Source organism: Synechococcus sp. SynAce01, assembly GCF_001885215.1.
In the GTDB taxonomy this organism is placed as follows: domain Bacteria; phylum Cyanobacteriota; class Cyanobacteriia; order PCC-6307; family Cyanobiaceae; genus Regnicoccus; species Regnicoccus frigidus.
The window spans coordinates 926021-948982 of record NZ_CP018091.1 but is presented as its reverse complement, the minus strand read 5'-3'; the positions used below and the strand labels follow the sequence as shown (position 1 = coordinate 948982).

24 protein-coding genes are annotated in these 22962 nt (G+C 67.3%); 9 read left to right on the top strand and 15 right to left on the bottom strand.

Going from position 1 to position 22962, the window contains the following annotated elements:
* Nucleotides 1-283: 283 nt before the first annotated feature.
* Both BM449_RS04990 and BM449_RS04985 read right to left on the bottom strand, forming a co-directional pair.
* The gene (locus BM449_RS04990) at nt 284-769 is read right to left on the bottom strand and encodes a hypothetical protein (protein ID WP_071800328.1); all 486 of its coding nucleotides are present in this window, start codon (nt 767-769) and stop codon (nt 284-286) included.
* Nucleotides 770-900: 131 nt separating this feature from the next.
* The gene (locus tag BM449_RS04985; protein ID WP_071800327.1) at nt 901-2067 is read right to left on the bottom strand and encodes a M14 family metallopeptidase; all 1167 of its coding nucleotides are present in this window, start codon (nt 2065-2067) and stop codon (nt 901-903) included.
* Nucleotides 2068-2176: 109 nt separating this feature from the next.
* Between BM449_RS04985 and BM449_RS04980 the strand changes: the two genes are divergently transcribed.
* Nucleotides 2177-2791, top strand: coding sequence for a TVP38/TMEM64 family protein (locus BM449_RS04980; protein WP_071800326.1), 615 nt, complete (start codon nt 2177-2179; stop codon nt 2789-2791).
* A gap of 9 nt (nt 2792-2800) precedes the next feature.
* Here BM449_RS04980 and BM449_RS04975 read toward each other — a convergent pair whose 3' ends face one another.
* The 3 genes from BM449_RS04975 to BM449_RS04965 are packed head-to-tail and all read right to left on the bottom strand — an operon-like array spanning nt 2801 to nt 5548.
* The gene (locus tag BM449_RS04975; RefSeq protein WP_071801988.1) at nt 2801-2980 is read right to left on the bottom strand and encodes a hypothetical protein; all 180 of its coding nucleotides are present in this window, start codon (nt 2978-2980) and stop codon (nt 2801-2803) included.
* Nucleotides 2981-3015: 35 nt separating this feature from the next.
* Nucleotides 3016-5094: an NAD-dependent DNA ligase LigA gene (gene ligA, locus BM449_RS04970; protein ID WP_071800325.1), complete on the bottom strand. Its 2079-nt coding sequence runs from the start codon at nt 5092-5094 to the stop codon at nt 3016-3018.
* A gap of 31 nt (nt 5095-5125) precedes the next feature.
* Nucleotides 5126-5548, bottom strand: coding sequence for a hypothetical protein (locus tag BM449_RS04965; RefSeq protein WP_071800324.1), 423 nt, complete (start codon nt 5546-5548; stop codon nt 5126-5128).
* Nucleotides 5549-5633: 85 nt separating this feature from the next.
* Between BM449_RS04965 and BM449_RS04960 the strand changes: the two genes are divergently transcribed.
* The 3 genes from BM449_RS04960 to BM449_RS04955 all read left to right on the top strand — a co-directional run bounded on the left by BM449_RS04960 (nt 5634) and on the right by BM449_RS04955 (nt 7481).
* Entirely contained in the window at nt 5634-6173 is a 540-nt protein-coding gene (locus BM449_RS04960) for a SprT family zinc-dependent metalloprotease (protein ID WP_071801987.1), read from the top strand.
* Nucleotides 6174-6437: 264 nt separating this feature from the next.
* Nucleotides 6438-6893 (top strand): hypothetical protein, encoded by a 456-nt coding sequence (locus tag BM449_RS14940; protein ID WP_145536955.1) that lies wholly within the window; start codon nt 6438-6440, stop codon nt 6891-6893.
* 60 nt (nt 6894-6953) lie between these two features.
* Nucleotides 6954-7481 (top strand): DUF1269 domain-containing protein, encoded by a 528-nt coding sequence (locus BM449_RS04955; protein ID WP_071800323.1) that lies wholly within the window; start codon nt 6954-6956, stop codon nt 7479-7481.
* Here BM449_RS04955 and BM449_RS04950 read toward each other — a convergent pair.
* The 6 genes from BM449_RS04950 to BM449_RS04925 form a co-directional block, all read right to left on the bottom strand.
* On the bottom strand, nt 7478-8083 hold the full coding sequence (locus tag BM449_RS04950) for a chorismate lyase (RefSeq protein ID WP_083544397.1): 606 nt from the start codon (nt 8081-8083) through the stop codon (nt 7478-7480). The genes BM449_RS04955 and BM449_RS04950 overlap by 4 nt on opposite strands.
* A 40-nt stretch (nt 8084-8123) precedes the next feature.
* Nucleotides 8124-10067 carry a tRNA uridine-5-carboxymethylaminomethyl(34) synthesis enzyme MnmG gene (mnmG, locus tag BM449_RS04945; protein ID WP_071800322.1) on the bottom strand — a complete coding sequence of 648 codons (1944 nt, stop codon included), beginning with the start codon at nt 10065-10067 and terminating at the stop codon, nt 8124-8126.
* Nucleotides 10068-10071: 4 nt separating this feature from the next.
* Complete coding sequence (locus tag BM449_RS04940) at nt 10072-10902, bottom strand: sterol desaturase family protein (RefSeq protein WP_071800321.1); 831 nt, start codon at nt 10900-10902, stop codon at nt 10072-10074.
* Nucleotides 10903-11026: 124 nt separating this feature from the next.
* A complete protein-coding gene (gene dnaB / locus BM449_RS04935) occupies nt 11027-12475 on the bottom strand; it encodes a replicative DNA helicase (protein ID WP_071800320.1) in 1449 nt (482 codons plus the stop codon).
* A 56-nt stretch (nt 12476-12531) separates the two neighbouring features.
* Nucleotides 12532-12990, bottom strand: coding sequence for a 50S ribosomal protein L9 (gene rplI / locus BM449_RS04930; protein WP_071800319.1), 459 nt, complete (start codon nt 12988-12990; stop codon nt 12532-12534).
* 86 nt (nt 12991-13076) lie between these two features.
* Nucleotides 13077-14069, bottom strand: a complete 993-nt coding sequence (locus tag BM449_RS04925; RefSeq protein ID WP_233831093.1) for a fatty acid desaturase — start codon at nt 14067-14069, stop codon at nt 13077-13079.
* Between the two features lie 45 nt (nt 14070-14114).
* On the opposite strand from BM449_RS04925, the gene BM449_RS04920 reads away from it, so the two are divergent.
* The gene (locus tag BM449_RS04920) at nt 14115-14888 is read left to right on the top strand and encodes a hypothetical protein (protein ID WP_071800318.1); all 774 of its coding nucleotides are present in this window, start codon (nt 14115-14117) and stop codon (nt 14886-14888) included.
* Here the strand turns inward: BM449_RS04920 and BM449_RS04915 are convergent.
* On the bottom strand, nt 14852-15784 hold the full coding sequence (locus BM449_RS04915; RefSeq protein ID WP_071801984.1) for a fatty acid desaturase: 933 nt from the start codon (nt 15782-15784) through the stop codon (nt 14852-14854). The genes BM449_RS04920 and BM449_RS04915 overlap by 37 nt on opposite strands.
* Nucleotides 15785-16048: 264 nt before the next feature.
* Here BM449_RS04915 and BM449_RS04910 point away from each other — a divergent pair, with 264 nt between their 5' ends.
* The 4 genes from BM449_RS04910 to BM449_RS15560 all read left to right on the top strand — a co-directional run bounded on the left by BM449_RS04910 (nt 16049) and on the right by BM449_RS15560 (nt 21485).
* The gene (locus BM449_RS04910; protein ID WP_071800317.1) at nt 16049-17350 is read left to right on the top strand and encodes a methionine gamma-lyase family protein; all 1302 of its coding nucleotides are present in this window, start codon (nt 16049-16051) and stop codon (nt 17348-17350) included.
* Between the two features lie 68 nt (nt 17351-17418).
* Nucleotides 17419-17808: a glycine cleavage system protein GcvH gene (gene gcvH, locus BM449_RS04905; protein WP_071800316.1), complete on the top strand. Its 390-nt coding sequence runs from the start codon at nt 17419-17421 to the stop codon at nt 17806-17808.
* Between the two features lie 259 nt (nt 17809-18067).
* Complete coding sequence (gene gcvP, locus BM449_RS04900) at nt 18068-20983, top strand: aminomethyl-transferring glycine dehydrogenase (protein ID WP_255448138.1); 2916 nt, start codon at nt 18068-18070, stop codon at nt 20981-20983.
* 100 nt (nt 20984-21083) lie between these two features.
* Nucleotides 21084-21485: a hypothetical protein gene (locus tag BM449_RS15560; RefSeq protein WP_311134022.1), complete on the top strand. Its 402-nt coding sequence runs from the start codon at nt 21084-21086 to the stop codon at nt 21483-21485.
* Here BM449_RS15560 and BM449_RS04890 read toward each other — a convergent pair.
* The 3 genes from BM449_RS04890 to BM449_RS04880 form a co-directional block, all read right to left on the bottom strand.
* Nucleotides 21473-21712, bottom strand: coding sequence for a hypothetical protein (locus BM449_RS04890; RefSeq protein WP_071800315.1), 240 nt, complete (start codon nt 21710-21712; stop codon nt 21473-21475). The two genes, BM449_RS15560 and BM449_RS04890, sit on opposite strands and share 13 nt — an antisense overlap.
* A 293-nt stretch (nt 21713-22005) precedes the next feature.
* Nucleotides 22006-22206 (bottom strand): hypothetical protein, encoded by a 201-nt coding sequence (locus tag BM449_RS04885; RefSeq protein ID WP_071800314.1) that lies wholly within the window; start codon nt 22204-22206, stop codon nt 22006-22008.
* On the bottom strand, nt 22203-22946 hold the full coding sequence (locus tag BM449_RS04880; protein WP_071800313.1) for a pirin-like bicupin family protein: 744 nt from the start codon (nt 22944-22946) through the stop codon (nt 22203-22205). Before BM449_RS04880 ends, BM449_RS04885 begins: the two co-directional genes overlap by 4 nt.
* Nucleotides 22947-22962 lie beyond the last annotated feature (16 nt).

Genomic DNA, 22962 nt, shown 5'->3' with positions numbered 1-22962 from the left:
CAGACGGCCGGGATGGAGCTCCAGCTGCGAGAGGCGTGCCTGGCTGGTGCCGCCGGCCCTGAGGGCGAAATACGCTGCCTCAAGCCCCTCTGGCGCCTGAGGCCCTTCAGCAGCTGGCCTAGCTGCGATGGGGCGTGGATCACCTGCTCATCAAGGCCCATCGTTGACTCGTAGTCCCAATCAATGCAATTGACGCGGAATCCGAGTTAATGGCTTTTATTTGCTTTCCGAGTGGTTTGGCGCTGTCTCTCTTTCCCGCCAGCTCTGACCATGCAATGGAGCCCTACAGGAGCGACCCCTGATGGTCAACCGGCGGCAACTGCTGAACCGGTGCCCGCTCTTCCGCTTCGCTGGCCTTCACGTCCAGGGCCTGCTCGATCACCCGATCGGTGAGCGCGTCGAAGTAGGCGGCCAGGCTCTGCTGCAGTTCCTGGAACTCCGGCCAGAGGGTGTCGTTCACGAACGTGCGGCTAAGGCGTGCCATCACGGTGGTGCGCCGTTGGCCGCGGTAGCGGTAGGGCGTGATGCCGTAGCGCCGCATCAGTGCCACGAACAGATGCCGCGACCACTGGTCGGAGAGGGAGAAGCGGAACTCGATCGGCGGCTCCTCGGCCGCGATTTCCTTGAGGCGGGCCTGGATGCGTTGCCGCGCCCGCTGGGCCGCCACCTTCTCGCCATCGCTGCCGGCCCGAGCGAACAGGGCTTCGATTCGGCGCAGCTTCTCGACCAGCTGCTCTTCCGCGCTGGCTGGCCTGGCAGGGCGCGCCATGACGATCGTTTCTGATGGTCTGGTGTGTCGGAGCCACCGTAGGCGTTTCGGCCCAGGATCCTGGCAGTGAAAATGCAAAGCCTGGGATCGACCCAAGGCGGTCGGGGATCAGGCGGTTCCGGGCTGAGCGCCTAACCCGCCGCCAGTCCGCGGCTGGTTCTCAGAACGAAATCGGCGGCCCTTCCGTACACCGCGGCCTTCCAGCCCGGTGTGTCCACGTAGAAGGCCTCCTGCATCTGCTGCTGAATCGGGCCGCGGAAGGGGGTGGCGCGATCGGGGCATGCGTGCAGCCAGCTGTCGGCCCGCAGGGCTCCAAGTACCTCCAGGATTGGCCGGGTGCCGAATTCGAGGGTCAGGTAGGTCACCTCAAGGGACGGATCCAGATCATCAAAGGCCGCCACCAAAGCCCCGGACACGGCTGCGGAAGAGGAGAGGCCCCCCCCAGACTGACGGCTTTCAGGCCTGACACCTTCTGGCCTGACACCTTTGCCCGTGGGGCTCTCCACCGTGTAGCCCGTGATCCGGGTCAGCTCCGGCCCATACCAGCGCCGGGCCCGCTTGAAGCCCTTGGGCGAATCATCGGCGTAGATCGGCTCGCCATAACCGCAGGGTCCCAGGCCGGTGTGGATGTCGAGTACCGCCAGGCGCGTGGCACCGGCGGGAATGTGCTCGCGCAGTAGACGGCGCAGCATCGTGTTGGACCAGCAGGGCCCCTTCCCGCCATAGAAGAGGCCGGTTGGCCGGGTGTACTGGCCGCGCTGCAACACCGCCTGGTAAGAGGGAATCCCTGCGGCCTCAATGCGGCGCAGCAGTTCCCTGTCGGCCTCCTGCCGAAGGGGACCATCCCAGGCCTCCGGCACCAGGCAGTTGTGAATCGCCTCATAGGCGGAGCCATCCGGTAACGGCGCGCTGAAATCGCGGAAGTTGCGGTTCAGGTCGATGTTGTCTTCGTTGACACGCCGCCGCCAGGCGAACCCGTAGGGGTTGAGGGCATGAATCATCAAGGTGGCGGTGCCCGCCGGCAGGGCGTCATGCAGCTGGTCGCGGAAATAGCCCACCTGGATCCCCGAGCCGCAGTGCCCTTCCACCCCATGGGTTCCGGAGATCAACAGCAGCACCGAGTCCACGGGTTGCTCCGCCCCGAGCAGGGCTACATCGATCGACAACGTTTCACGGCCTGGCCCCCGCTGGTTCGGCAGGGGATAGCTGCTGAGCCGGGCCCCGGCCGCCTGGGCCGCTGCCAGAAATTTGTTGCGGGCGCTGGCGTAGCTGGGCGCAAAGAAATCGCTGGTGGGCATGGGCAGTTGGACGGGTGGGGAGGCACCCGCTCCACAGCAGCGGACTGTAGGGAGGCGTCACTGGCCTGGTTGCGGCTGCCAGTGTTGGGGTTGTTGCGCCGTCTGGGTTGTGGACCTCTCCCCCTGGTTGGAGCAGCTGCTGCCGGCCCTGCGCTCACCCGCCGGGGCGGTGGCCTTTGTGCCGCTTTATGCCATTTGGGTCACGCTTTTGCTGCCGGGGGTCTGGGCCTCGATGCTGGCCGGTGCGCTCTACGGCACCGTCTGGGGGAGCCTGATCGTGTTCGTGGGTGCCTCGTTGGGGGCGATCGCGGCTTTTCTGCTGGGTAGGCACTGGTTGCGCGACTGGACCCGCCAGCGGCTGCAGGCCTTTCCGAAGCTGCTGGCGATTGAGCGGGCCGTGAGCCAGGAGGGCTTCAAGTTGGTGCTGCTCACCCGGCTCTCACCCGCGTTTCCCTTCAGCCTGCTCAACCTCGTCTATGGCCTCAGCGAGGTGAGCCTGCGCGACTACGTGATCGGCCTGATCGCGATCCTGCCGGGCACGGTGTTGTTCTGCGCCCTCGGCGAGCTCGCCGGTGATGTGGCGCGCTTCGGGGAGGTGCTTCACGGCGAGGCGGATGCCAACACGTGGGCGCTGCGCATCCTGGGGTTGATCGCCACGGTGGGCTCGATCCTGCTGGCGAGCCGGGCGGCACGGCGGGCCCTGGAGCGGTTGGATCCGAGCTGAAGGCAACTTTCAGGCGCCGGGCTCAGCTGGCTTCAGCGGCCAGTCGCGGATCGCTGCGATCAGCACGAACCAGACCAGGCGGACGTTCGCAAGCAGCCCGCGACGGCTGGCCAGTTCCATGTACTGCGCCCGACCGCAGTCCGTCTTGATCCAGCGGTAGACGGCGGGTTGGCTGGGTGCAGGGTTCATGTCGCCACTCTGGCGCAATCCGGCCTTGGGCTGTCTCAGCTCAATTCCTCCAGCAGCTCCCGCAGGCCGGCCTCATCGAGCACGGCCACGCCCAGGGCTTCGGCCTTGCTGAGCTTGCTGCCGGCTTCGGCGCCAGCCACCACGTAGCTCGTTCTTTTACTCACCGAGCTGCTCACCTTTCCCCCCGCCGCCTCGATCAACTCCTGGGCCTGGCTGCGGCTGAGGCTGGGCAGGGTGCCAGTGAGCACGAAGGTCTGGCCGCTCAAGCGGTTGGCGGCTTCCCCAGCAGCCCCATCGCCTAGGGCTGCCGCCAGGGGGATCCCCTCAGCCTCCAGCTCCGCCAGCAGGGCGAGGTTGGCGGCGGTGGCGAACCATTGGCGCAGGGATTCGGCGATTTCAGCGCCGATGCCGAAGACGGCGGTGATCGCTTCTGGTTGCTCAGCCGCGGCGGTGCCCAAGGCCTCGGCGGAGGCAAACTGCCGCGCCAGAGCTTTGGCGTTCACCGCTCCCACGTGGTGGATGCCAAGGCCATAAAGCTGACGGTGCCAAGGCTGTTGCTTGGAGGCTTCAAGGGCCGCCGCCAGCTTCAAGGCTGAGGTCTCGCCCATCCGCTCCAGGCTGGCGAGCAGGGCGGCATCGAGGCGGTAGAGAGCGGCGATCGAGGTCACCAGACCCTGGTCCACCAGCTGCTCGATCAGCTTGCCGCCGAGGCCATCCACATCCAGGGCCGCCTTGCTCACCCAGTGGCGCAGGGCGCCGCGCAGGATCGCCGGGCAGCTGCTGTTCACGCAGCGGGTGGCGGCCTCGCCCTCCTCGCGCACCAGGGTCGAGCCGCACTCCGGGCAGGTGGAGGGCAGCTGCAGGCGCCTGGCGCCTGGCGCGCGCAGCTCGCTCAGCACGCGCACCACCTCGGGGATGATCTCGCCGGCCTTGCGCACCACCACCGTGTCGCCGTCATGGAGATCCAGTTCGACCAGGCGATCGGCGTTGTGCAATGTGGCCCGGCTCACGCTGGTGCCGGCCAGAGTCACCGGCTCGAATTCAGCCACCGGCGTGATCACGCCGGTGCGGCCCACCTGGGCCACCAGATGAAGCAGCTGGCTGGGGGCCTCCTCGGCGGGGTACTTCAGGGCGATCGCCCAGCGCGGCGCCTTCTGGGTGAAGCCGGCATCGGCCTGCAGGCGCAGGTCATCGAGCTTCACCACCACGCCATCGGTGGCGTAGGCGAGCTGATGCCGCTGCTGTTCCCATGCCGCGAAGAAGGCCTCCACCGACGCCAGATCGGGGCAGAGCGCGGCGTTGGGGTTGACCCGGAAGCCGGCGGCCGCCAGCCAGCTCAGGCACTCCCACTGGCTGCGGGGCCGGGAGGGCTCGCCGGCCGCAGGCTGCCAGTCGCCCGGCAGGTGCAGGGTGTAGGCAAAGAACTCCAGTCGCCGTGCCGCCACCACGGCCGGATCGAGCTGACGCAGGGTGCCGGCGCAGGCATTGCGCGGGTTGGCAAACAGCGGCTCCTCGCGGCTGGCGCGCTCGGCGTTGATGGCCGCGAAGGTGCTATCGGGGATCAGGGCTTCGCCGCGCACCTCCAGCCACTCCGGCGGATCGTCCAGCAGCAGGCGCAGGGGCACGCTCTGGATTGTGCGCACATTGGCGGTGATCTCCTCGCCGGATTCGCCGTCGCCGCGGCTGGCGGCCCGCACCAGCACGCCACGCTCGTAGCTCAGGGCCAGGGCGTTGCCGTCGATCTTAAGTTCGCACACCATCGGCAGCGCTGCGGCGGCTTCCCCGAGGGGAGCGGGCCGATCGAGCACCTTCAGCAGCCGCCCGTACCAGGCCTGCAGCTCTTCGCTTGAGAAGGCGTTCTCCAGGCTGAGCAGGCTGATGCGGTGACGCACGGCCAAGAAGCCGTCGGCCGGCGGGCCGCCCACCCGCTGGGTGGGGCTGTCGGCACGCACCAGCTCGGGGCTTAGCGCCTCAATCTCCTGCAGCTCCCGATACAGCCGGTCGTAAACCGCGTCTTCAAGTTCCGGAGCATCGAGCACGTAGTACGCGTGGGCGGCGCGTTGCAGCAGCCGGTGCAGTTCCTCGGCCCTGTGCTGGGGGGATGGATCGGGCATCGGCCGTGGCAGGACGTCGGACGTCTTCGGCTCAGGCCGCTGCCAGCCGGCTGATTCGCTCCACCCGCCAGGCTTTCTCCACCTTCACAAAGGTGAAATCCAGGGGCAGCTCTTCTTTGGCTTCCGACTTCAGCTTGACCGTGAGGATGATCTGACTGTCCTGCAGCCGGGGCCGGCCGGATTTGAGGTTGCGGTACTTGTTGAGTTGCAGCCCGGCCAGGAAGCGGATGAACTGCTGCCGGTTCACGTGGGAGCGGTAGTTCTTGGTGGTGAGTAGATAGGCGCCATCGATCTGACCGGAGGCCACCTGGGTGAAGAACTGCTTGAGCAGCGGGTTGATGCCGCGGGCGCTGAGCACCAGCTTCACCGCCGTGAACGTCCAGTAGATGAGCAGGGCGCTGGCGCCACCCAACAGCAGCTTCGTGCCGATCGTCTGAGCCAGACCCCAATCCATCGTGTGTGCCGCTGCGTTCTGGCCCCAGAGTCTGACCGACGACCCCGCCAGACTGGGGGCCACCAAGGCCCGAAGCCGAAGCGGCATGCCCCTTGCACCCCTGCTTCCCCTTTTTCATCGCCTTGATCGGGAACACTTCGGCGGTGCCCTGGCCCCGGCAGGAGGCCGTTTGGTGGACCTGCGCTGGAGTGACGGCCGCATGCGCCGCACCGCCGGCCTCTACCGCCGCGGTCGCCGCGCCGATGGCAGCGATCTCTGCGAGATCGTGCTTTCGCGGCCCCTGCTGGAGCCCCTGCCGCAGACGGCCATGCTCGGCACGCTCTGCCACGAGATGATCCATGCCTGGATCGACCGGGTCCTGGGGGTGCGCGAGGTGCATGGTCCCTGCTTCCGGGCCCGCATGGCGGAGATCAACCAGGCGCAGAGCGACTTCGAGGTGAGCCTGCGTCACCACTACCCCCTGCCACTCCAGGCTGTGCGCTGGCTGGCGCGCTGTCCGTGCTGCGGTGTCACGGCTCCCTACCAGCGCCGCGTGCGGGGCGTGGCCTGCCGCCTCTGCTGTGACCGCCTGCACGGCGGTCGCTGGAACGCCAGCTGCCAGCTGATCTTCGAAGCCGGTGTCTGAGAACACCGCCCCTTAAGGTTCGCCCTTCTGCTCTCCGCCCGTTTGGACCTTTTCCTTTGGGTGCTGCAAGTCGGCGGTGTGTCGATTGCCCTGCTCGGGCTCGGCCGGGAGCGTTGGCTGAAGCAGCGCAGGGCGTTGCGCCACAGCCGCTAACGTTGACCCATCAGCTTCGTTCGAGCAGGTCAGGGCAGCGCGATGAACGGTTCTGGTGATCCTGCCCGTCGGGGTAAGCGCCGATCAGCGGGATCCACCCTTGATCAATGGATGACTGCCGGGCGGCAGCTGGTGGATGGGGTGGCCGGAGCACGGCCGGGCTCCCGGAGCCAGGCCCGCGGTGGCGAGCGCGGCAGTGAGCGATCCGCTGAGCGACCCAGTGACCTACCCAGTTTTAAAGGGGTGGGGCGCTGGATGGAAAACCAGCTCGACGCGTTCATGGAGGGTGAAGACGACTGGTCCGAACGCTCCCCGGAGTCATGGCAGCGACCGATCCCGGAAGAACGCCGGTCGCCACCAGGCCGGGACCAGTGGTCGCCCCCAGCTCCGTTCAACGATCGAATCGAGACCGATCAAGCGGCCGCTCCCCCCCCAGTTACCACGCCCCTAGCCGCCCCTCAGCAGCGCCGTTTGCTTGATGCCATCTCCCGCCGGGCGGCTCCCCTGCTGCCGCCGGCGTCGGCTTCGCCCAGGCCACTGCCCCGCTCCAGCCGCCGCCGCCCCTGATCGCCGGGCCGGTGCTGCCCTTAGGTTGGATTTCAGTCGTGATGTCTGGGAACAAGCCTGATGAGCAACCTGATTGTGGTGGGGTTCCCCTCGGTTGATGAGGCCGATAAGGTTCGCCGTGAATTGGTCAACATCCAGCAGGAACATCTGATTTCCCTGGAAGATGCGGTGGTCGTCGAGCATGACGAGCAGGGCCATGTGCAGCTGCGTCAGGCCGTGAACCTCACCGCCGCTGGAGCCCTTGGTGGGGGCTTCTGGGGGTCACTGGTTGGCCTTCTCTTCCTGAACCCCCTGCTCGGGGCCGCTGTCGGTGCCGGCGTGGGCGCCGCCTCTGGCGCGCTCAGCGATCTGGGCATCAACGATGGCTTTCTGCGTGAGGTGGGCGAAACCCTGCCGAAGGGCAATGCCGCCCTTTGCCTGCTGGTACGTGACGCCACCCCCGATCGGGTGATCGAGCGCCTGCGCCGCTTCGCTCCCCACGCCAAGCTGCTGCGCACCAGCCTCAGCCACACCGACGAGGACAGCCTGCGCGAGCTGCTCGAAAAGAGCCGTCAACAGGCCGAGGCCCTGCGCCTGGGTTCGGCCTAGGAGCTGCTGCTGGGGCCAAGCCAGTGCTCGAGAGCCGGGGAGAACACCTCCCGGATCACGGTGAGTTCCCTGCCGCCACGGAAGAAGCGGTAGTGGCGGCTCCAGTAGGGGCCTTCCTCGGCGAACCCCTGCTGCAGCCAGCTCGCTTGCACCCGTGCCAGCCCATCCACTTCGCGGAACAGTTCAGCCCGATCGGCGCTGAGGCTGCGCCAGATCGGTAGCTGCCGGTCGCGAAGACTTTGTTCGGCTTCCGTCTGGTTCCACCAGCTCTCGGCCCAGGCCAGGGCCTGGCCGCCGCAGCGCAGCCAGACCTGTCGACGCAACAAGGGAGGGCTCAGTTCTCCGACTTCTGCCGGCACCCGGCCATCCCCGGCTGAATCCGGCGCCATCGCGATCAGCTCCACCTCCACCGGGGCGCCGGTGAGCAGCTCCAGGTGCCGGGTGGGGCTGCCATCACCGAGCAGCAGCAAGCGCCAGGGACCGCTGAGTTCGGCCGTGGTGGTGGTCACAGCCAGGGCCGCGACGGAGCATTGCCAGAGGGGCTGCGGCGAGAGAAACGGCAAGCCGAGCTCAGCCGGGCTGTGGGAAACGGTTCCCGTCATGGCAGCTTGCGGGAGCTTCAGCCTATGGAATTTCGTTGGCTCAGGTAACCAGGGCCTTGCGTCGCTGCAGCTCGAGCCAGAGCAGCAGGGCATTGACGTCCGCCGGGCTGACTCCGGGGATGCGGGCGGCCTGGCCGAGGCTGAAGGGCCCCACGGCCGTGAGTTTTTCGCGCGCCTCGCGGGAGAGGGTGGTGATGGCGTGGAAATCGGTGCCAGCGGGGATGGGGCGCTGCTGCTGCTTGCTGACCTGGTCGATCTGTTGTTGCTGGCGGGCCAGGTAGCCGCTGTATTTGGTGTCGATCTCGGCGGCTTCGCGCACATCGAGCGGTACGGCTGGATCGGCAAGGCCATGGCGGACCAGATCGGCGCTGTGGAAGCCGGAGCGGCGCAGCAGGTCGGCCAGGGTGATCGATCCCTTGATCGGCGCCCCCGTTTCGGCTTCCACTGCAGGAGCCACCGGATCACTCACCTTCAGCCGCACCGTGGCCAGGCGCTGCTGCTCGGCCACGACCTGGGCCTGCTTGCGATCGAAGATCTGCCAGCGGCGATCATCGATCAGGCCCAGCTCGCGGCCCAGGGGCGTCAGCCGCCGGTCGGCGTTATCGCCGCGCAGCACCAGGCGGTATTCGCTACGGCTGGTGAGCACCCGATAGGGCTCGCGTAGATCTTTCGTGACCAGATCGTCGATCAAGGTGCCGATGTAGCTGCCCTCACGGGGGAAATGCACCGGCGGCTGGTGGCGAATCAGCCGGGCGGCGTTGAGGCCGGCCACCAATCCCTGGGCGGCGGCCTCCTCGTAGCCGGTGGTGCCATTGAGTTGCCCGGCCGTGAACAGCCCGGCCACCCGTTTGGTCTGCAGTGAGGGCAGGCACTGGGTGGCGGGTAGGTAGTCGTAGTCGACGGCATAGGCGGCCCGCAGCATGATGCAGCGCTCCAGCCCCGGCAGGGTACGCAGCAGCTCCAGCTGCAGCCGCTCCGGCAGGCCGGTGGAGAACCCCTGAACATAGAGCTCGGGGGTGTCGCGGCCTTCCGGTTCCAGAAAGATCTGGTGGCTTTCCTTATCGGCGAAGCGCACGATCTTGTCTTCGATCGATGGGCAATAGCGGGGGCCTTTGCTGTCGATCGAGCCGCCGTAGACGGGCGTGAGATGGAGGTTGTCGCGGATCAGCTGGTGGGTGGCGGCGGTGGTGCGGGTGAGGTGACAACTCATCGGCTCACTTCTCACCCAGGCACTGGGGTCAAAGGAGAAGTAGCGGCCTTCGGCGTCGCTGGGCTGCTCTTCGAGCTGATCCAAGGCCACACTGCGGCGGTCCACCCGGGCGGGGGTGCCGGTTTTGAGGCGACCGGTGCGGAACCCGAGGGCCTGCAGCGCTTCGGTGAGGCCTTCGGCGGCCTGCTCGCCGGCGCGGCCGGCGCTCATCGACTGCTGGCCCACCCAGATCTGCCCCCCGAGGAAGGTGCCGGTGGTGAGGATCACGGCCGGCGCGGCATAGACGCTGCCAAAAAAAGTGCGCACGCCGGTGATCCGGCCCACAGTTCCGCTGCCGTCCTGGTTGTGGTTGGGGTCGTTGCCCTCCAGCTCCACCTCCAGGCCCGTCACCATCGCCTCGCGCAGCTGCAGGTTGGGGGTGTGCTGCAGCAGCTGCAGCATCTGACGGGCGTACTGGCGCTTGTCGGTCTGGGCGCGCAGGGCCCACACCGCCGGGCCGCGGCTGGCGTTGAGCACGCGCTTCTGTAGGGCCGTGGCATCGGCGAGACGGCCGATCACACCCCCGAGGGCATCCACCTCATGCACGAGTTGGCTCTTGGCCGGTCCGCCCACCGCTGGGTTGCAGGGCTGCCAGGCGATCCGATCGATGTTGAGGCTGAACAGGGCCGTGGAGATCCCCAGCCGCGCCGCGGTGATCGCTGCCTCACAGCCGGCATGGCCGCCGCCGACCACGATCAGCTCAAAGGTTTCGGTGGGCTCGACGCTGAAGGCCATCGCCTCAATGTATGGCGCCCAGATCGCTTGGGGGCTCCAGGGCGGCGGCGTAGTCGGGATCTTCAGTGCCGCCGATCCGGTCCCAGAAGGTGAAGTAGAGCCCGAAATGCACGCCTGGGTGTCGATGGTGCAGCGAATGGTGGGCGGGTCCAATCACCCAGCGGCCCAGCCAGTGGTGGGGAAAACGGCGGGGCAGGTGATCGAGGCCGAGGTGATTGACGATCGCCCAGACCGTCATGGTGCTCAGCACCGCCATCAGGGTGATCAGGTGCAGTGGCACCAGCATCACCAGCAGCACCAGCACCAGGGCTTGAACCACGGCTTCGGGGGGATCGAAGGCGAAGGAGGTCCAGGGGGTGGGTTGGCGCGTGCGGTGGTGCCCTTGGTGACACCAGCCGTAAAACCAGCGGTGGTGGAAGAGGCGATGGCTGGCGTAGTACAGAGCGTCTTGAAGGATCAGCATGGCGCCGTAGCTCAAGGCCAGGTACCACCAGCCGTAAGTGTCGGGCTTGGCATAGAGGCGCGTAAGCCCATGGCTCTGGAGCGTGAGCACCGCGGCGGTGGCCAGGGCGAACACGACCGCCGAGAGCACCGAGAGGCGGATGTCAGCGCGGATGCCCTCGGCGCTGCGATGTCTCTGCTGGGGAGTGGGTGCGGGAATTGTTTCCGGGCTGCGGGCATAGAGCCACCACCAGGATCCACCGGCCAACAGAAAATAACGGGCTAAAATAATACCGAAGAAAACAAGTCCGTAGAACACGAAGGAGTGATCGCCGAGCGAACGGATCACTGTTTCGGTGTCGATCTTTTCAGTGTCGATCTGTGCGATCGGCATGGACTGGTTATCCCAAAGGCGGCGTCGCCACAAAGCTTAGAGACACCGCGCCGCCCTGAAACAGCCGAAATCATGGAGATGCAAAAGGATCCAGCTGATCGTTCGAGCAGGCGTGCCGCCTGGTTTAAGGCGCCGCCAGGTTGCGGAAGCGGGTGAACTGGGGCTCGAACAGCAATTTCACGGTGCCTACAGGCCCGTTGCGGTGCTTGGTGACGATCACTTCGGTGATGCCGCGATCGGCCGTTTCCGGGTTGTAGTACTCGTCGCGGTAGATCATCAGCACCAGGTCGGCGTCCTGTTCGATCGAGCCTGATTCACGCAGATCGCTGAGCATCGGCCGCTTGTTGGTGCGCGATTCGACGCCGCGGCTGAGCTGGGAGAGGGCGATCACCGGCACGTTCAGCTCGCGCGCCATCCCCTTGAGGCCCCGGGTGATGCGGGAGAGTTCCTGCACCCGGTTGTCGGGGGTGGTGCCCTCCATCAGCTGCAGGTAATCAATCACGATCAGGCCCAGCTCCTTGCCCTGCTCGGCCATCAGCCGCCGGCAGAGGGAGCGCATCTCGAGCACACCGGCATTGGGCTTGTCGTCGATGAACAGCGGCAGCTGGCCGAGGGTGTTGATGCCTTGGCCGAGCCGGGGCCATTCCTCCTGCTGCAGCCGGCCGGTGCGCAGCCGCCCGCTCTCGATGCCCACCTCCATCGAAAGCAGGCGGTAGGTGAGCTGGGCTTTGCTCATCTCCAGGCTGAACACGCAGACCGGCAGCTGGTGGAGCTGGGCCACGTTCTTGGCGATGTTGAGCACGATCGAGGTTTTGCCCATCGCCGGGCGTCCGGCCACGATGATCAGGTCACTGCGCTGCAGTCCCTGGGTGATCGCGTCGAGGTCGTAGAAGTTCACCGGAATGCCCGCAACCGAGGTGCCGAGCGAACGGCTTTCGATCTCGTTGAAGGTGCTGGTGAGAATCTCGGCGGTGGGGGTGAGCCCTATCGATGGTTTTTCCTGGCTGATCGCGAAGATCTGCTGCTCGGCTTCATCGAGCACCTGGTCCATCGGCTTGGTCTGATCAAAGCCGAGCCGGATCACCTCATTGCCCGAGCGGATCAGCTGCCGCCTGAGGTATTTGTCCATCACCAGGCGGGCCACCTGGTCGATCGAGGCGGTGCTGAGCGTGCGCTCCACCAGCTCCACCAGCCGGTTGCTGCCGCCCACCTTCTCGAGCTGGCCGGTGTCCGCCAGCCAGGCGGCCATGGCCGTGAGGTCGGTGGGCTTGCCCTGGCCGTGCAGCATCAGGGCGGTGCGGTAAATCTCGCGGTGGGCGTTGAGGTAGAAGGCCTCCGGACGCAGCACGTCGGCGATGCGCCCGAGGGCATCGGGGTCGAGCAGGATGCCGCCCAGCACCGACTCTTCCGCCTCCAGGTTCTGGGGCGGCACCTGATCGGGCAGGGCCTCGAAGCGGGCTTCGTCCTGCTCGCGGCCGCGGCGCCTGAAAGCTGGGGTGACGTTGGCTGGGGTGACGGTGCCCCCGGGCTCGGGGCCGCCACCATCGGGAGCTGAGAGGGGAGCGCTGACCATGGGCCGAGGCTAGGCCGCTGCGAGGGGGTCAGCCGCCGCTTCGGCTCGGTTCAAGCTCAGTGGCTGACCACTTCGAGGTTGATCTCGGCGATCACGTCGTGGTGGAGCTTGACCTGCACCTTGTAGGCGCCGGTGCGGTGGATTTCGGGCACCAGGATGTCGCGGCGATCCAGTTCCTTCTTGGTGGCCGCTTCGATCGCTTCAGCCACATCGCCGTTGGTGACGGTGCCGAACAACACGTCATCGCCGCCGGTCTGCTTCTTAACGGTGAAGCGCCCGATCGTGACCAGGGCCGTGCGGAAGGCTTCGGCCTCCGCCTTCAGGGCGGCCTGGCGTTCGGCTTCCTTGGCCCGGCGGTGCTCCACCTGGCGCAGCACTGCGGCGGTCACCGCCACGGCCTTGCCCTGGGGAAGCAGGAAATTCCGGGCGTAGCCGGGGGCCACATCCACCAGTTCACCGTCCTTGCCGAGGCTGGCGACGTCTTCGCTGAGGACGACGGATACGCGTTTGGCCATGGGAGTTGCAGGAAGGTGAACAAAGGACCGACTCGGGCGAGCGGCCGCAAAGGCGATCATTGAGCCTAGGCCAACGCTTGATGCCCTTAGCCAGTCCTGCGGGGAAGGCGCACATGGGTGGCCAGACCGAGGGCACGCAGCAGGCGGATGTGCTGCCAGGTGAGGTCGATCTGGGCGGGGCCGAAGCCATGGCGGGCCGAATGGGGGAAGGCGTGGTGGTTGTTGTGCCAGCCCTCACCGAAGGTCAGGGCAGCCACCCAGGGGTTGTTGCGCGACTGGTCGCCGCTGGGGTAGCGGGCCTGCCCCCAGCGGTGGGTGGCGCTGTTCACCAGCCAGGTGAAGTGGTAGACGATCACCAGGCGCAAGGGGATGCCCCAGAGCACCAGGGCCCAGCCGCCGGCGCCGCTGACCGTGCCGATCCAGAACAGCAGCAGGCCCAGGGGGATCTGCAGCAGCAGGAAGTAATTGTTCAGCCAGCGGTAGTAGGGGTCGCGCTGCAGATCGCCGGTGAGCCGGGGCACGGCGGCGGTGGCGGGGATGGTTTGGAACATCCAGCCCATGTGGCTCCACCAGAAGCCGCGATGGCTGTTGTGGTGATCCACATCCGTATCGGAGAACTTGTGGTGATGGCGGTGCAGGCCGCTCCAGTCGATCGGACCGTGCTGGCAGCTCAGGGCGCCGCAGGTGGCGAAGAAGCGCTCCAGCCAGTGGGGCACCCGGAAGGAGCGGTGGCTGAGCAGCCGGTGGTAGCCCACCGTGACCCCCAGGCAGGCCGTGATCCAATAGAGCACCAGCAGGCTGACAACCGCCGGCACGCTCCAGAACCGGGGCAGCAGCGCCACCAGGGCCAGCACGTGGATCACGGCCATGAAGCCGATCGTGACCCAGCTGGTGCCGGCGGCAACCGCAACACCGGACTTGCCGTGGCGCGGCCGGTGCAGGGCGCGGGACGCTGGCAAAACGCGAACGCCAGCAACGGGCCGGGCCAGGCCCACCGGCTTGGAATCGGGCTTGGAACCAGGCTTGGGGTCGGGCCCTGGGGGGCGAGAACGCTGGGGGGCCAGGGCCATACGGGACATCTCCGGATCAATCCTTAGAATGGTAGCAATACGAATCCAGATCGAGTGGGATATCGAGAGGAAATCGAATCAGGCCGTGAAGCCTTTGCCCATCTGATCAGGGCCTGGCATGAGCGCAACGGCTGGTCCCACCGAGTTCTGCCTGGCCTGGCTGAAACCCTCGGCTTCGGGCGCATTCACAACTCCCAGGTCTCGATGCTGCGCAACCGCAAGCTGGCGGCCCCAGGCCCGGAGGTGTTCCTCGCCTTGGGTCGGATCAACCAGTGGCTGGCCGGCACCGGCGCTGGGGCCAGCCGCTCCGAGGCGCTCGCCGCTCAGCCGGAGCTGATCGAGGCCCTCGCCAGTGGCTGTCTGCCCCTGCGCGACAACGACGGCCTGGCGCTGGGCTGCGGCCAGCTGCTGGAGATTTTCGTCGGGATCCGCCAGCCCCCCACGGCCTTCGACTTGCGCATCGCCGACGACGAAGCGGTTCCGCTCAGTGCCGCCCTGGCTGAACTGCTCAGCGGCGGTCGGCCCTGGCGCTCCAGCCGCGATCAGATCCTGGCGGCCTATCCCGCCGAGAAATCCCAGCGCCGCGAACGATTTGCCGCTGTGATGGCCGGCCAGCGCGATTACAGCTCGGGCGAACTCGACAGCGAACTGCTTGATCTGCATCGCACCCTCCTCGGGCTGGGAGGGGCTGGCGCTCCGGAGCTCAGCGTCGATCAGTTCCTCGAGGTGTTGCGACACAAAGCCCGCCTGCAGAAACAGGCGGGCAGCAGGGAACTGGCCGAGGTGATCCGTCAGGAACTTGCCGCAGCTGAGCTTTCAGCCCCGTAGCGGGCCACCCGCACGCGCCGGGCCAGCCCCAGCCATTGGAGCAGGCGGATGTGCTGCCAGGTGAGATCGAATTCGAACCAGCGCAGGCCGTGACGGGCGCTGGAGGGATGGGCGTGGTGGTTGTTGTGCCAGCCCTCACCGAAAGAGAGGATGGCTACCCACCAGCAGTTGCGTGACAGATCGGGGCTGTCGAAGTTGCGGTAGCCGAAGGCGTGGGTGGCGCTGTTCACCAGCCAGGTGACGTGATAGACGACAACCAGGCGTAATGGAATCGCCCAGAGCACCAGGCCGAGGCCGCCACCTGGAACACCGGCCCGCTCGCCATACCACCAGAGGGCTGCACCGAGGGGCAGCTGCAGCATCAGGAACCAGCGGTCCAGCCAGCGGTAGAAGGGGTCGCGCTGCAGGTCGCCGGTGAAGCGCTCGACCTCGCGAACGGCTGGGATGTCGTGCAGCATCCAGTCGCTGTGGCTCCACCACAGACCGCGGCCGGCGTCGTGGTGATCGTTGGGCTGGTCAGAGAATTTGTGGTGGTGGCGGTGCAGCCCCACCCATTCGATCGGTCCGCTCTGGCAGGCCAGGCTGCCCATCAGCACCAGGGTGCGCTCCAGCCACTTGGGTGCCACGAAGCTGCGGTGGGCCAGCAGGCGGTGCAACCCCAGGGTGACCCCGAGCACGGTGGTCCAATAAAGAACCGCCATCACCGCCACGGCCTGCCAGCTCCAGAAGCGGGGGAGCAGGGCCGCCACGGCACCCACGTGCATCGCCAACATGAAGCCGGTGGTGCCGAGCTTGTAGACCCGCTGTTTGGGCGGCAACGGCGCACGCCGGGAACTCACGGCGCTGCGGATGGCCGCCTCCAGGTTGTCGGAGGCGTGGACACCCGGGCTGCGCAGGGTCTGAAGGGAGGATCGCCCCGGCTGGGAAGGGGCCGGGCTGGTGTCTGGAGCGGCAACCAAATGAACTCTCGCGGATGTGGGCAGGGTGGTGTCCGCCGCCTCGCCATCCACGGGCCTGGCCCGCTGCAAGGAGCCCCAGAGGGGCAAAGCTGATCACCTGAACCTGGGAAAACGGCGCTTGGCACCGCTCAATCGCCACGGAATCTAGCGGTGAGAGGAGGAAGAACAGGCACGATGGCCCCACTCCTGAGGCCTTGGGTCATGGACGGGCAGCTGCAGCGAAGCGTTCCAGCGCCGATCTCCCCCTGGGCCAGCGATCGGGTCGCCGCCGCCGTCGCCGCCATCACTCCCCTGGCGGCCCGCCGCACCGCCGCCGTTAAGCCAGGCCTGGCGAGGGTGCTGGAGGCCTTCGCGGCCGAGCGGCTGGGGCCCCATCACTTCGCCTCGGTGAGCGGCTACGGCCACGGTGATCTGGGCCGGGAGGTCCTCGATCGGGTTTTCGCCCGGGTGCTGGGTGCCGAGTCGGCGGCCGTGCGCCTGCAGTTCGTGAGCGGCACCCACGCCATCGCCTCAGCCCTCTACGGCGTGCTCAGGCCTGGGGACCGGCTGCTGGCCCTCACCGGCCGCCCCTACGACACCCTTGAAGAAGTGATCGGCCTGCGCGGCAGCGGCCAGGGTTCCCTGGCCGAGTTCGGCATCCACTACGACGAACTTGAGCTCGACGCCGACGGCCGGGTGGACGCTGCTGGGCTGGCCGACGCCCTGGCGGTTCCCACCCGGATGGTGCTGATCCAACGCAGTTGTGGCTACAGCTGGCGTCCGTCGCTGGCTATCGCCGCGATCGGGGCGCTGATCGAGCGGGTCAAGGCGCTCCAGCCTGGCTGCCTCTGTTTTGTCGACAACTGTTATGGGGAATTTGTTGAGGCCTGTGAGCCGCCGGCGGTGGGGGCCGATCTGATCGCCGGCTCCTTGATCAAGAATCCCGGCGGAACCCTGGCCCCCACCGGCGGCTACGTGGCCGGCCGCAGCGAGCTGGTGGAGCAGGCCTGCTGTCGCCTCACCGCCCCGGGCATCGGCCGGGAGGGCGGCACCGGTTTTGATCTCTACCGCCTGCTGTTCCAGGGCCTCTTCCTGGCGCCGCAGATGGTGGCCGAGGCGTTGATCAGCGCCGAACTGGTGGGGGCGGTGTTCGCCTCGCTTGGCTACGCCATCCAACCCTTGGTGGGAGGAGAGCGCAGCGATGTGATCCAGGCGGTGCGCTTCGGCGCGGCGGGGCCGCTTCAAACCGTCTGCCGGGCCTTCCAGGCCTGCTCGCCGGTGGGCTCCTACCTCGATCCGCTGCCCGCGCCGATGCCCGGCTACGCCAGTGAGCTGGTGATGGCCGGGGGCAGCTTCATCGACGGCAGCACCAGCGAGTTCTCCGCCGATGCGCCCCTGCGGGAGCCCTACGTGCTGTTCAGCCAGGGCGGCAGCCATCACTGCCACGCCGAACTGGCCCTGGAGCGGGCCCTCACCGCCCTTGAGGCGGCAGGACAGGTGCCCTCCGCAAGCCGATTGCCCTAGGCCATCCGGCTTGTTGCCCTGGCCGGCGCCGTTCCGCCAGAGTGGGGAGCCATGAAATTCCGGCAGCGATGGCGCTCCCCTATCCCGACGACTGCCGTTACGCCGAGAGCCACGAATACGCCCGAGCCGAAGGAGAGTTGGTTCGGGTGGGTGTCAGCGCCTTTGCCGTGCAGCAACTAGGCGACATTGTCTTTGTCGAATTGCCCGACGTGGGCGCCAGCCTCGAGCGGGGCACAAGTTTTGGCTCGGTGGAGTCGGTCAAGGCGGTCGAAGACGTCTATGCCCCGATCAGCGGCACCGTTGAGGTGCGCAACGAGGCGGTGTTGGCCAGCCCGGAGGAGATCCAGAACGACCCCTTCGGCGAGGGCTGGTTGCTGTTGGTGCGTCCCAGTGCGGCGGCCGAGCTCAACGATCTGATGGATGCCGCCCGGTACCGCGCCAAGGTCGAAGGGGGCTGAGGGCGCTCGGGCGAGCCTGCCTGCCTGGCCAATATCCCTACACTTGCCCACACTTCCCCGTGGGCGCCAGGCCGTGACTGCAGCCTCTTCAGGACTGGCGAGCGAAGCGATCGAAGCTCGAGCTTCTTTCGATGCACCAACCTCCACGGCTGTAGCGGCCCCGGCAGCTGCCAAGTCTGCCGCTGCCGGAGCCAATTACGGTCCGCCGCCGCCCAGCAACGCCGAAGCGGCTGTTCTCTCTGCGTTCGTAGCCCGGCACATCGGACCGTCGCCGGCCGATCAGGCTCAGATGCTGGCCGCCGTTGGTTGCGCTGATCTCGACAGTTTTCTCGCCGAGGTGGTTCCCGCCGACATCCTGCTCAGCTCCGCCGAGGCAGCCGTGGGCTTGCCAGTTGGTGTGGGGGAGGCCCAGGCCCTGGCCGAGCTGCGCCAGATCGCTGCCACCAACAAAGTGCGGCGCAGCCTGATCGGGCTGGGGTATTACGGCACCGCCACCCCGGCGGTGATCCAGCGCCAGGTACTGGAGAACCCCTCGTGGTACACCGCTTACACCCCGTACCAGGCGGAGATCGCCCAGGGGCGGTTGGAGGCCCTGCTCAACTTTCAGACCCTGATCAGCGAGCTCACCGGCCTGCCGATCGCCAACGCCTCTTTGCTCGATGAGGCCACCGCCGCGGCCGAAGCCATGGCACTCAGCTACGGCGCCTGCAAGCGGCCCGAGGCCCGCCGCTTCCTGGTTGATCAGGGGCTGTTCCCCCAGACCCTGGCTGTGCTTCAGACCCGAGCCGAGCCGCTGGGCCTGGTGATCGAGTCCTTTGACCCTGCCGGACTCCTCCCTGCTGGTCTTGGCGATGGTCCAGGCGAGAAGGCAGGCGACATCTTTGGCGTTCTGCTGCAGTTGCCCGGCAGCAGCGGCCGGCTCTGGGATCCCCGCGCCGTCATCGCCGCGGCTCACAGCGCCGGCGCCCTGGTCACCGTGGCGATCGATCCCCTGGCCCAGGTGCTGCTGGAGCCCGTTGGCCAGCTCGGAGCCGACATTGCCGTCGGCAGCAGCCAACGCTTCGGCGTGCCGCTCGGCTGCGGCGGGCCCCATGCCGCCTTTTTCGCCACCACGACCCAGCACCAGCGCCAGATCCCCGGCCGGCTGGTGGGCCAATCTCTCGATGCGGAAGGCAACCCCGCCCTGCGCCTGGCGCTGCAGACCCGTGAGCAGCACATCCGCCGCGACAAGGCCACCAGCAACATCTGCACCGCCCAGGTGCTGCTGGCAGTGATGGCCAGCTTCTATGCCGTGCACCACGGCCCCGATGGTCTCGCGGCGATCGCCCGCCGGCTGCTGCTGCAGCGCTCCGCCCTGGCCCTGGGCCTGGAGCGGCTGGGCTTTGGCGTGGAGCCCGGTCCGGCCTTCGACACGCTCAGCCTGCGCACCCCGGCTGCCGCCAGCCTGCTGGCGGGCGCCGAGGCGGCCGGCTTCAACCTGCGGCCGCTGTTCCCTGCTGGCCTGGCCATCAGCCTCGATGAGCGCACCGACACCGCCGAGCTGGATCGCTTGCTGGACGTTTTTGCCGCAGGCGCGCAGGCCCCGAGCGCGGCGGCCTTGCTGGCCGAGCTGGAGTGCGCCGCCACCGCTGCTGGCCATTCGCTCGATGGCCACCTGCTGGCGGGTCTGCCGCTGCGGCAGCGCCCCTGGCTGAACCAGGAAGTTTTCCATCGCTACCGCAGCGAAACCGAGCTGCTGCGCTACATCCAGCGGCTGGTCTCTAAAGACCTCTCGCTGGTGCACGGCATGATCCCGCTGGGCAGCTGCACGATGAAGCTCAACGCCGCCGCCGAGCTGGCGCCCGTGAGCTGGCCGGAGTTCGCCGAACTGCACCCCTTCGCCCCGACCAGCCAGACCCTGGGCTACGCAAGGCTGGTGGCCGATCTGGAAGGTTGGCTGGCGGCCTGCACGGGCTTTGCCGGGGTGTCGCTGCAGCCCAATGCCGGGTCCCAGGGGGAATATGCCGGCCTGCTGGTGATCCGGGCCTGGCACCGCAGCCGCGGCGAGGGCGCGCGCCACATCTGCCTGATCCCCACCAGCGCCCATGGCACCAACCCGGCCAGCGCCGTGATGGCTGGCCTCAAGGTGGTGCCGGTGGCCTGCGATGCCGACGGCAACATCGACCTGGCCGACCTGGAGGCCAAGGCCCAGATCCACGCCGCATCGCTGGCGGCGGTGATGGTCACCTATCCCTCCACCCATGGTGTTTTTGAAACCGGCATCCGCCAACTCTGCGCGGTGGTGCACCGGTATGGCGGCCAGGTCTATCTCGATGGCGCCAATCTCAATGCCCAGGTGGGGCTCGCCCAGCCGGGTCGTTTCGGCGCCGATGTCTGCCACCTCAACCTGCACAAGACCTTCTGCATTCCCCACGGCGGCGGTGGTCCCGGGGTCGGCCCGATCGGAGTAGCGCCCCATCTGGTGCCCTTTCTTCCCGGCCATCCCCACACCAAGGTGTCCGCTTCAGGGCCTGAGAGCCAGGCGATCGGGCCGGTGTCCGCCGCGCCCTGGGGCAGTGCCGGCATCCTGCCGATCAGCTGGATGTACGTGCGGATGATGGGCGGCGCCGGCCTGCGTCAGGCCAGTGCCGTGGCCCTGCTGGCCGCCAACCTGATCGCCAGCCGACTGGAAGACCACTACCCGGTGCTGTTCCGCGGCGCCGGCGGCCGGGTGGCCCATGAGTGCATTCTCGATCTGCGTCCGCTCAAGCGCAGTGCTGGATTGGAGGTTGATGACCTGGCCAAACGGCTGATGGATTACGGCTTCCATGCACCGACCGTGAGTTGGCCGGTGGCCGGCACCGTGATGGTTGAGCCCACCGAAAGCGAGTCGCTCGCGGAGATCGAGCGGTTCTGCGCGGCGATGGTCGCCATCCGCGCCGAGGCGGCCGCCATTGAATCGGGCGCTTCCGATCCCAGCAACAACCCCCTGCGCCGCGCCCCCCACACCCTCGCTGCCGTCACCGCCGATCAGTGGGATCGGCCCTACAGCCGCAGCCAGGCGGCCTTCCCGGCCGGCGTTGCCCAGCGCCACAACAAGTTCTGGCCGGCCGTGGCCCGGATCGATAACGCCTACGGCGATCGCAACTTGGTCTGCACCTGTCCGACGGTGGAGGAGATGGCGGTCAGCGAGTGAGTATCATCCAGTCACTTCTTCAGCCGGAAAGGTAGGCGGCATCTCCGCCCTACCCGGCGACTGGAAAGGGGGCTACATTCCCGGCAAACAGGGCAACCCCGTGCGGTTGTTCTCCCATGCCAGCCCGCTCCTCACACCCGGGATCATGAACAACAACGACGGCAGCAGCAAAGGCCCCCGCGCCCCCAGTCACCTGAACCTGGCAGCCCTGGCCATCTCAGATGACAGCGCTGATGCAAGGGGTTGCAGCACTTCGAAGGGCAGCACTCCACAGAGCAGTACTCCGAGGCGGCGCGAACCCCAACTTCCCCCCCTGCGCGGTTCGATGGCCCATTCCCACGCCCGCGGCGAGGTCTTTCGCGTTGAGGGCACCAATGTGCTGCGGGTCCCGTTTGGTGTGCGTCAGGCGCGGCGTGCCAGGCCCGAACGACCGGATCGCTGGGTCACCCTGGTGCTGCCGTTCCAAGCCTCACCAACGCCAACACCGCCTCAGGCGGCCTGATTGAGGCGCCAGTCCACCAAGGCCTTGACATCGTCGAGGGAATTGGGAGGTGTGCGGAAGGGCAGTACTCCCATCGGGCTGCGCTCTGGCCGCACCAGCCAGCTGAGATCGGGCTGGGGCATGAGCACAAACCCCCTGTAGCGCACCATCCAGCGCCGGCCCTGACGACTGGCAGCCTGGCCGTGAATGGGAAGGCTGGGGTCAGGAAACTCTCGGACCTGGACCATGGTCGACAGGACGGTTCAGTTCATTACAGGAATGGATGCCGCCGGATGCTGCAGCAACCACTGCACTCACCCGTATTCTTCGTAACTCTTCAAGCCAGTCTCAGAAAAGATCTCGATCTTGGTGATGTGTGGCCTTGAAACCGCTGTGATCGAAGGCCTTCTCTGGCCAGAACCCTTCCGCAACTCCTTCTCAACTCCTCCACAACCCGGCCCCATCCCTTCCAGCGAAGCCTCCTGAGCCAGGCTCTCCGGTTCCGGAACGCCAAGCCATTCGACCCTAAAACGATTCCCAATCAGGCGATCACGTCCCGGTGCCGACGGGCAAAGCGGCTGGTGTCGGCATTGCTGAAGCGATCAAAGGCCTGGTCTTTGACAAACCAGCTTCGGGGCGCCGTTTGCTCGAACCAGAAGGTCAGGATCTCTGCCGCTTTGGCCTGCAGTGCTCCAGCTGGGAGCTGTTCATCAGTCCTGCCGTTCTCGCCAGTCCCATTCAAGCCAGTTCGAACAGCAGCAGATCGGCGCCGGCGGCCTCGGCTGTCAGGCCTTCGGCTTCGCTGATGAGGGCTTCAGGACCCGCCACGAAGCCGAGGCCGTCTCCACGCTCCAGGGCGCGCCCGGAATCGAGCCGCACGCTGCCATCGATCAGCTGCAGCCAGCTTTGGCGGCCAGCCGCCAGGGGCAGGCCCAGCCGGCTGCCGGCCGCAGGCCGGGCCCGCCACAGCCGCACGGGCCGGTTCAAGGCCATCGCCCCCTGGCGGCCTTCGGGATCGAGCAGCAGGGTCCAGTCGTCGCCCAACGCGAAGGGCTTCTGCTCGTAGGCCGGCGCGCTGCCGTGGCTGGACGGTTCAATCCAGATCTGCAACAGCCGGCAGGGCACGGCGCCGCGGTTGATCTCGCTGTGAACCACGCCGCTGCCGGCACTCATGCGTTGCACCTCGCCGGCCCGCAACATCTCGCCGTTGCCCATCGAATCGCTGTGGCTGAGCTCGCCCTCCAGCATCACGGTGATGATCTCCATGTCCCGGTGGGGGTGCAGGCCGAAGCCACGGCCGGCGGCGATCGTGTCGTCGTTGATCACCCGCAGCGGACCGAAGCCCAGCCAGGCCGGGTCGTAGTGGTGGGCGAAGGAGAAGCTGTGCCAGCTCTCCAGCCAGTCAAGTGTGCTGAGGAAGCGCTCGGCGGCCGGGCGGAAGACCGCAGCCTTGGTGGAGGGTTGGCTGCTTCTGCGGGTCACAGGAGAATGTTTGATC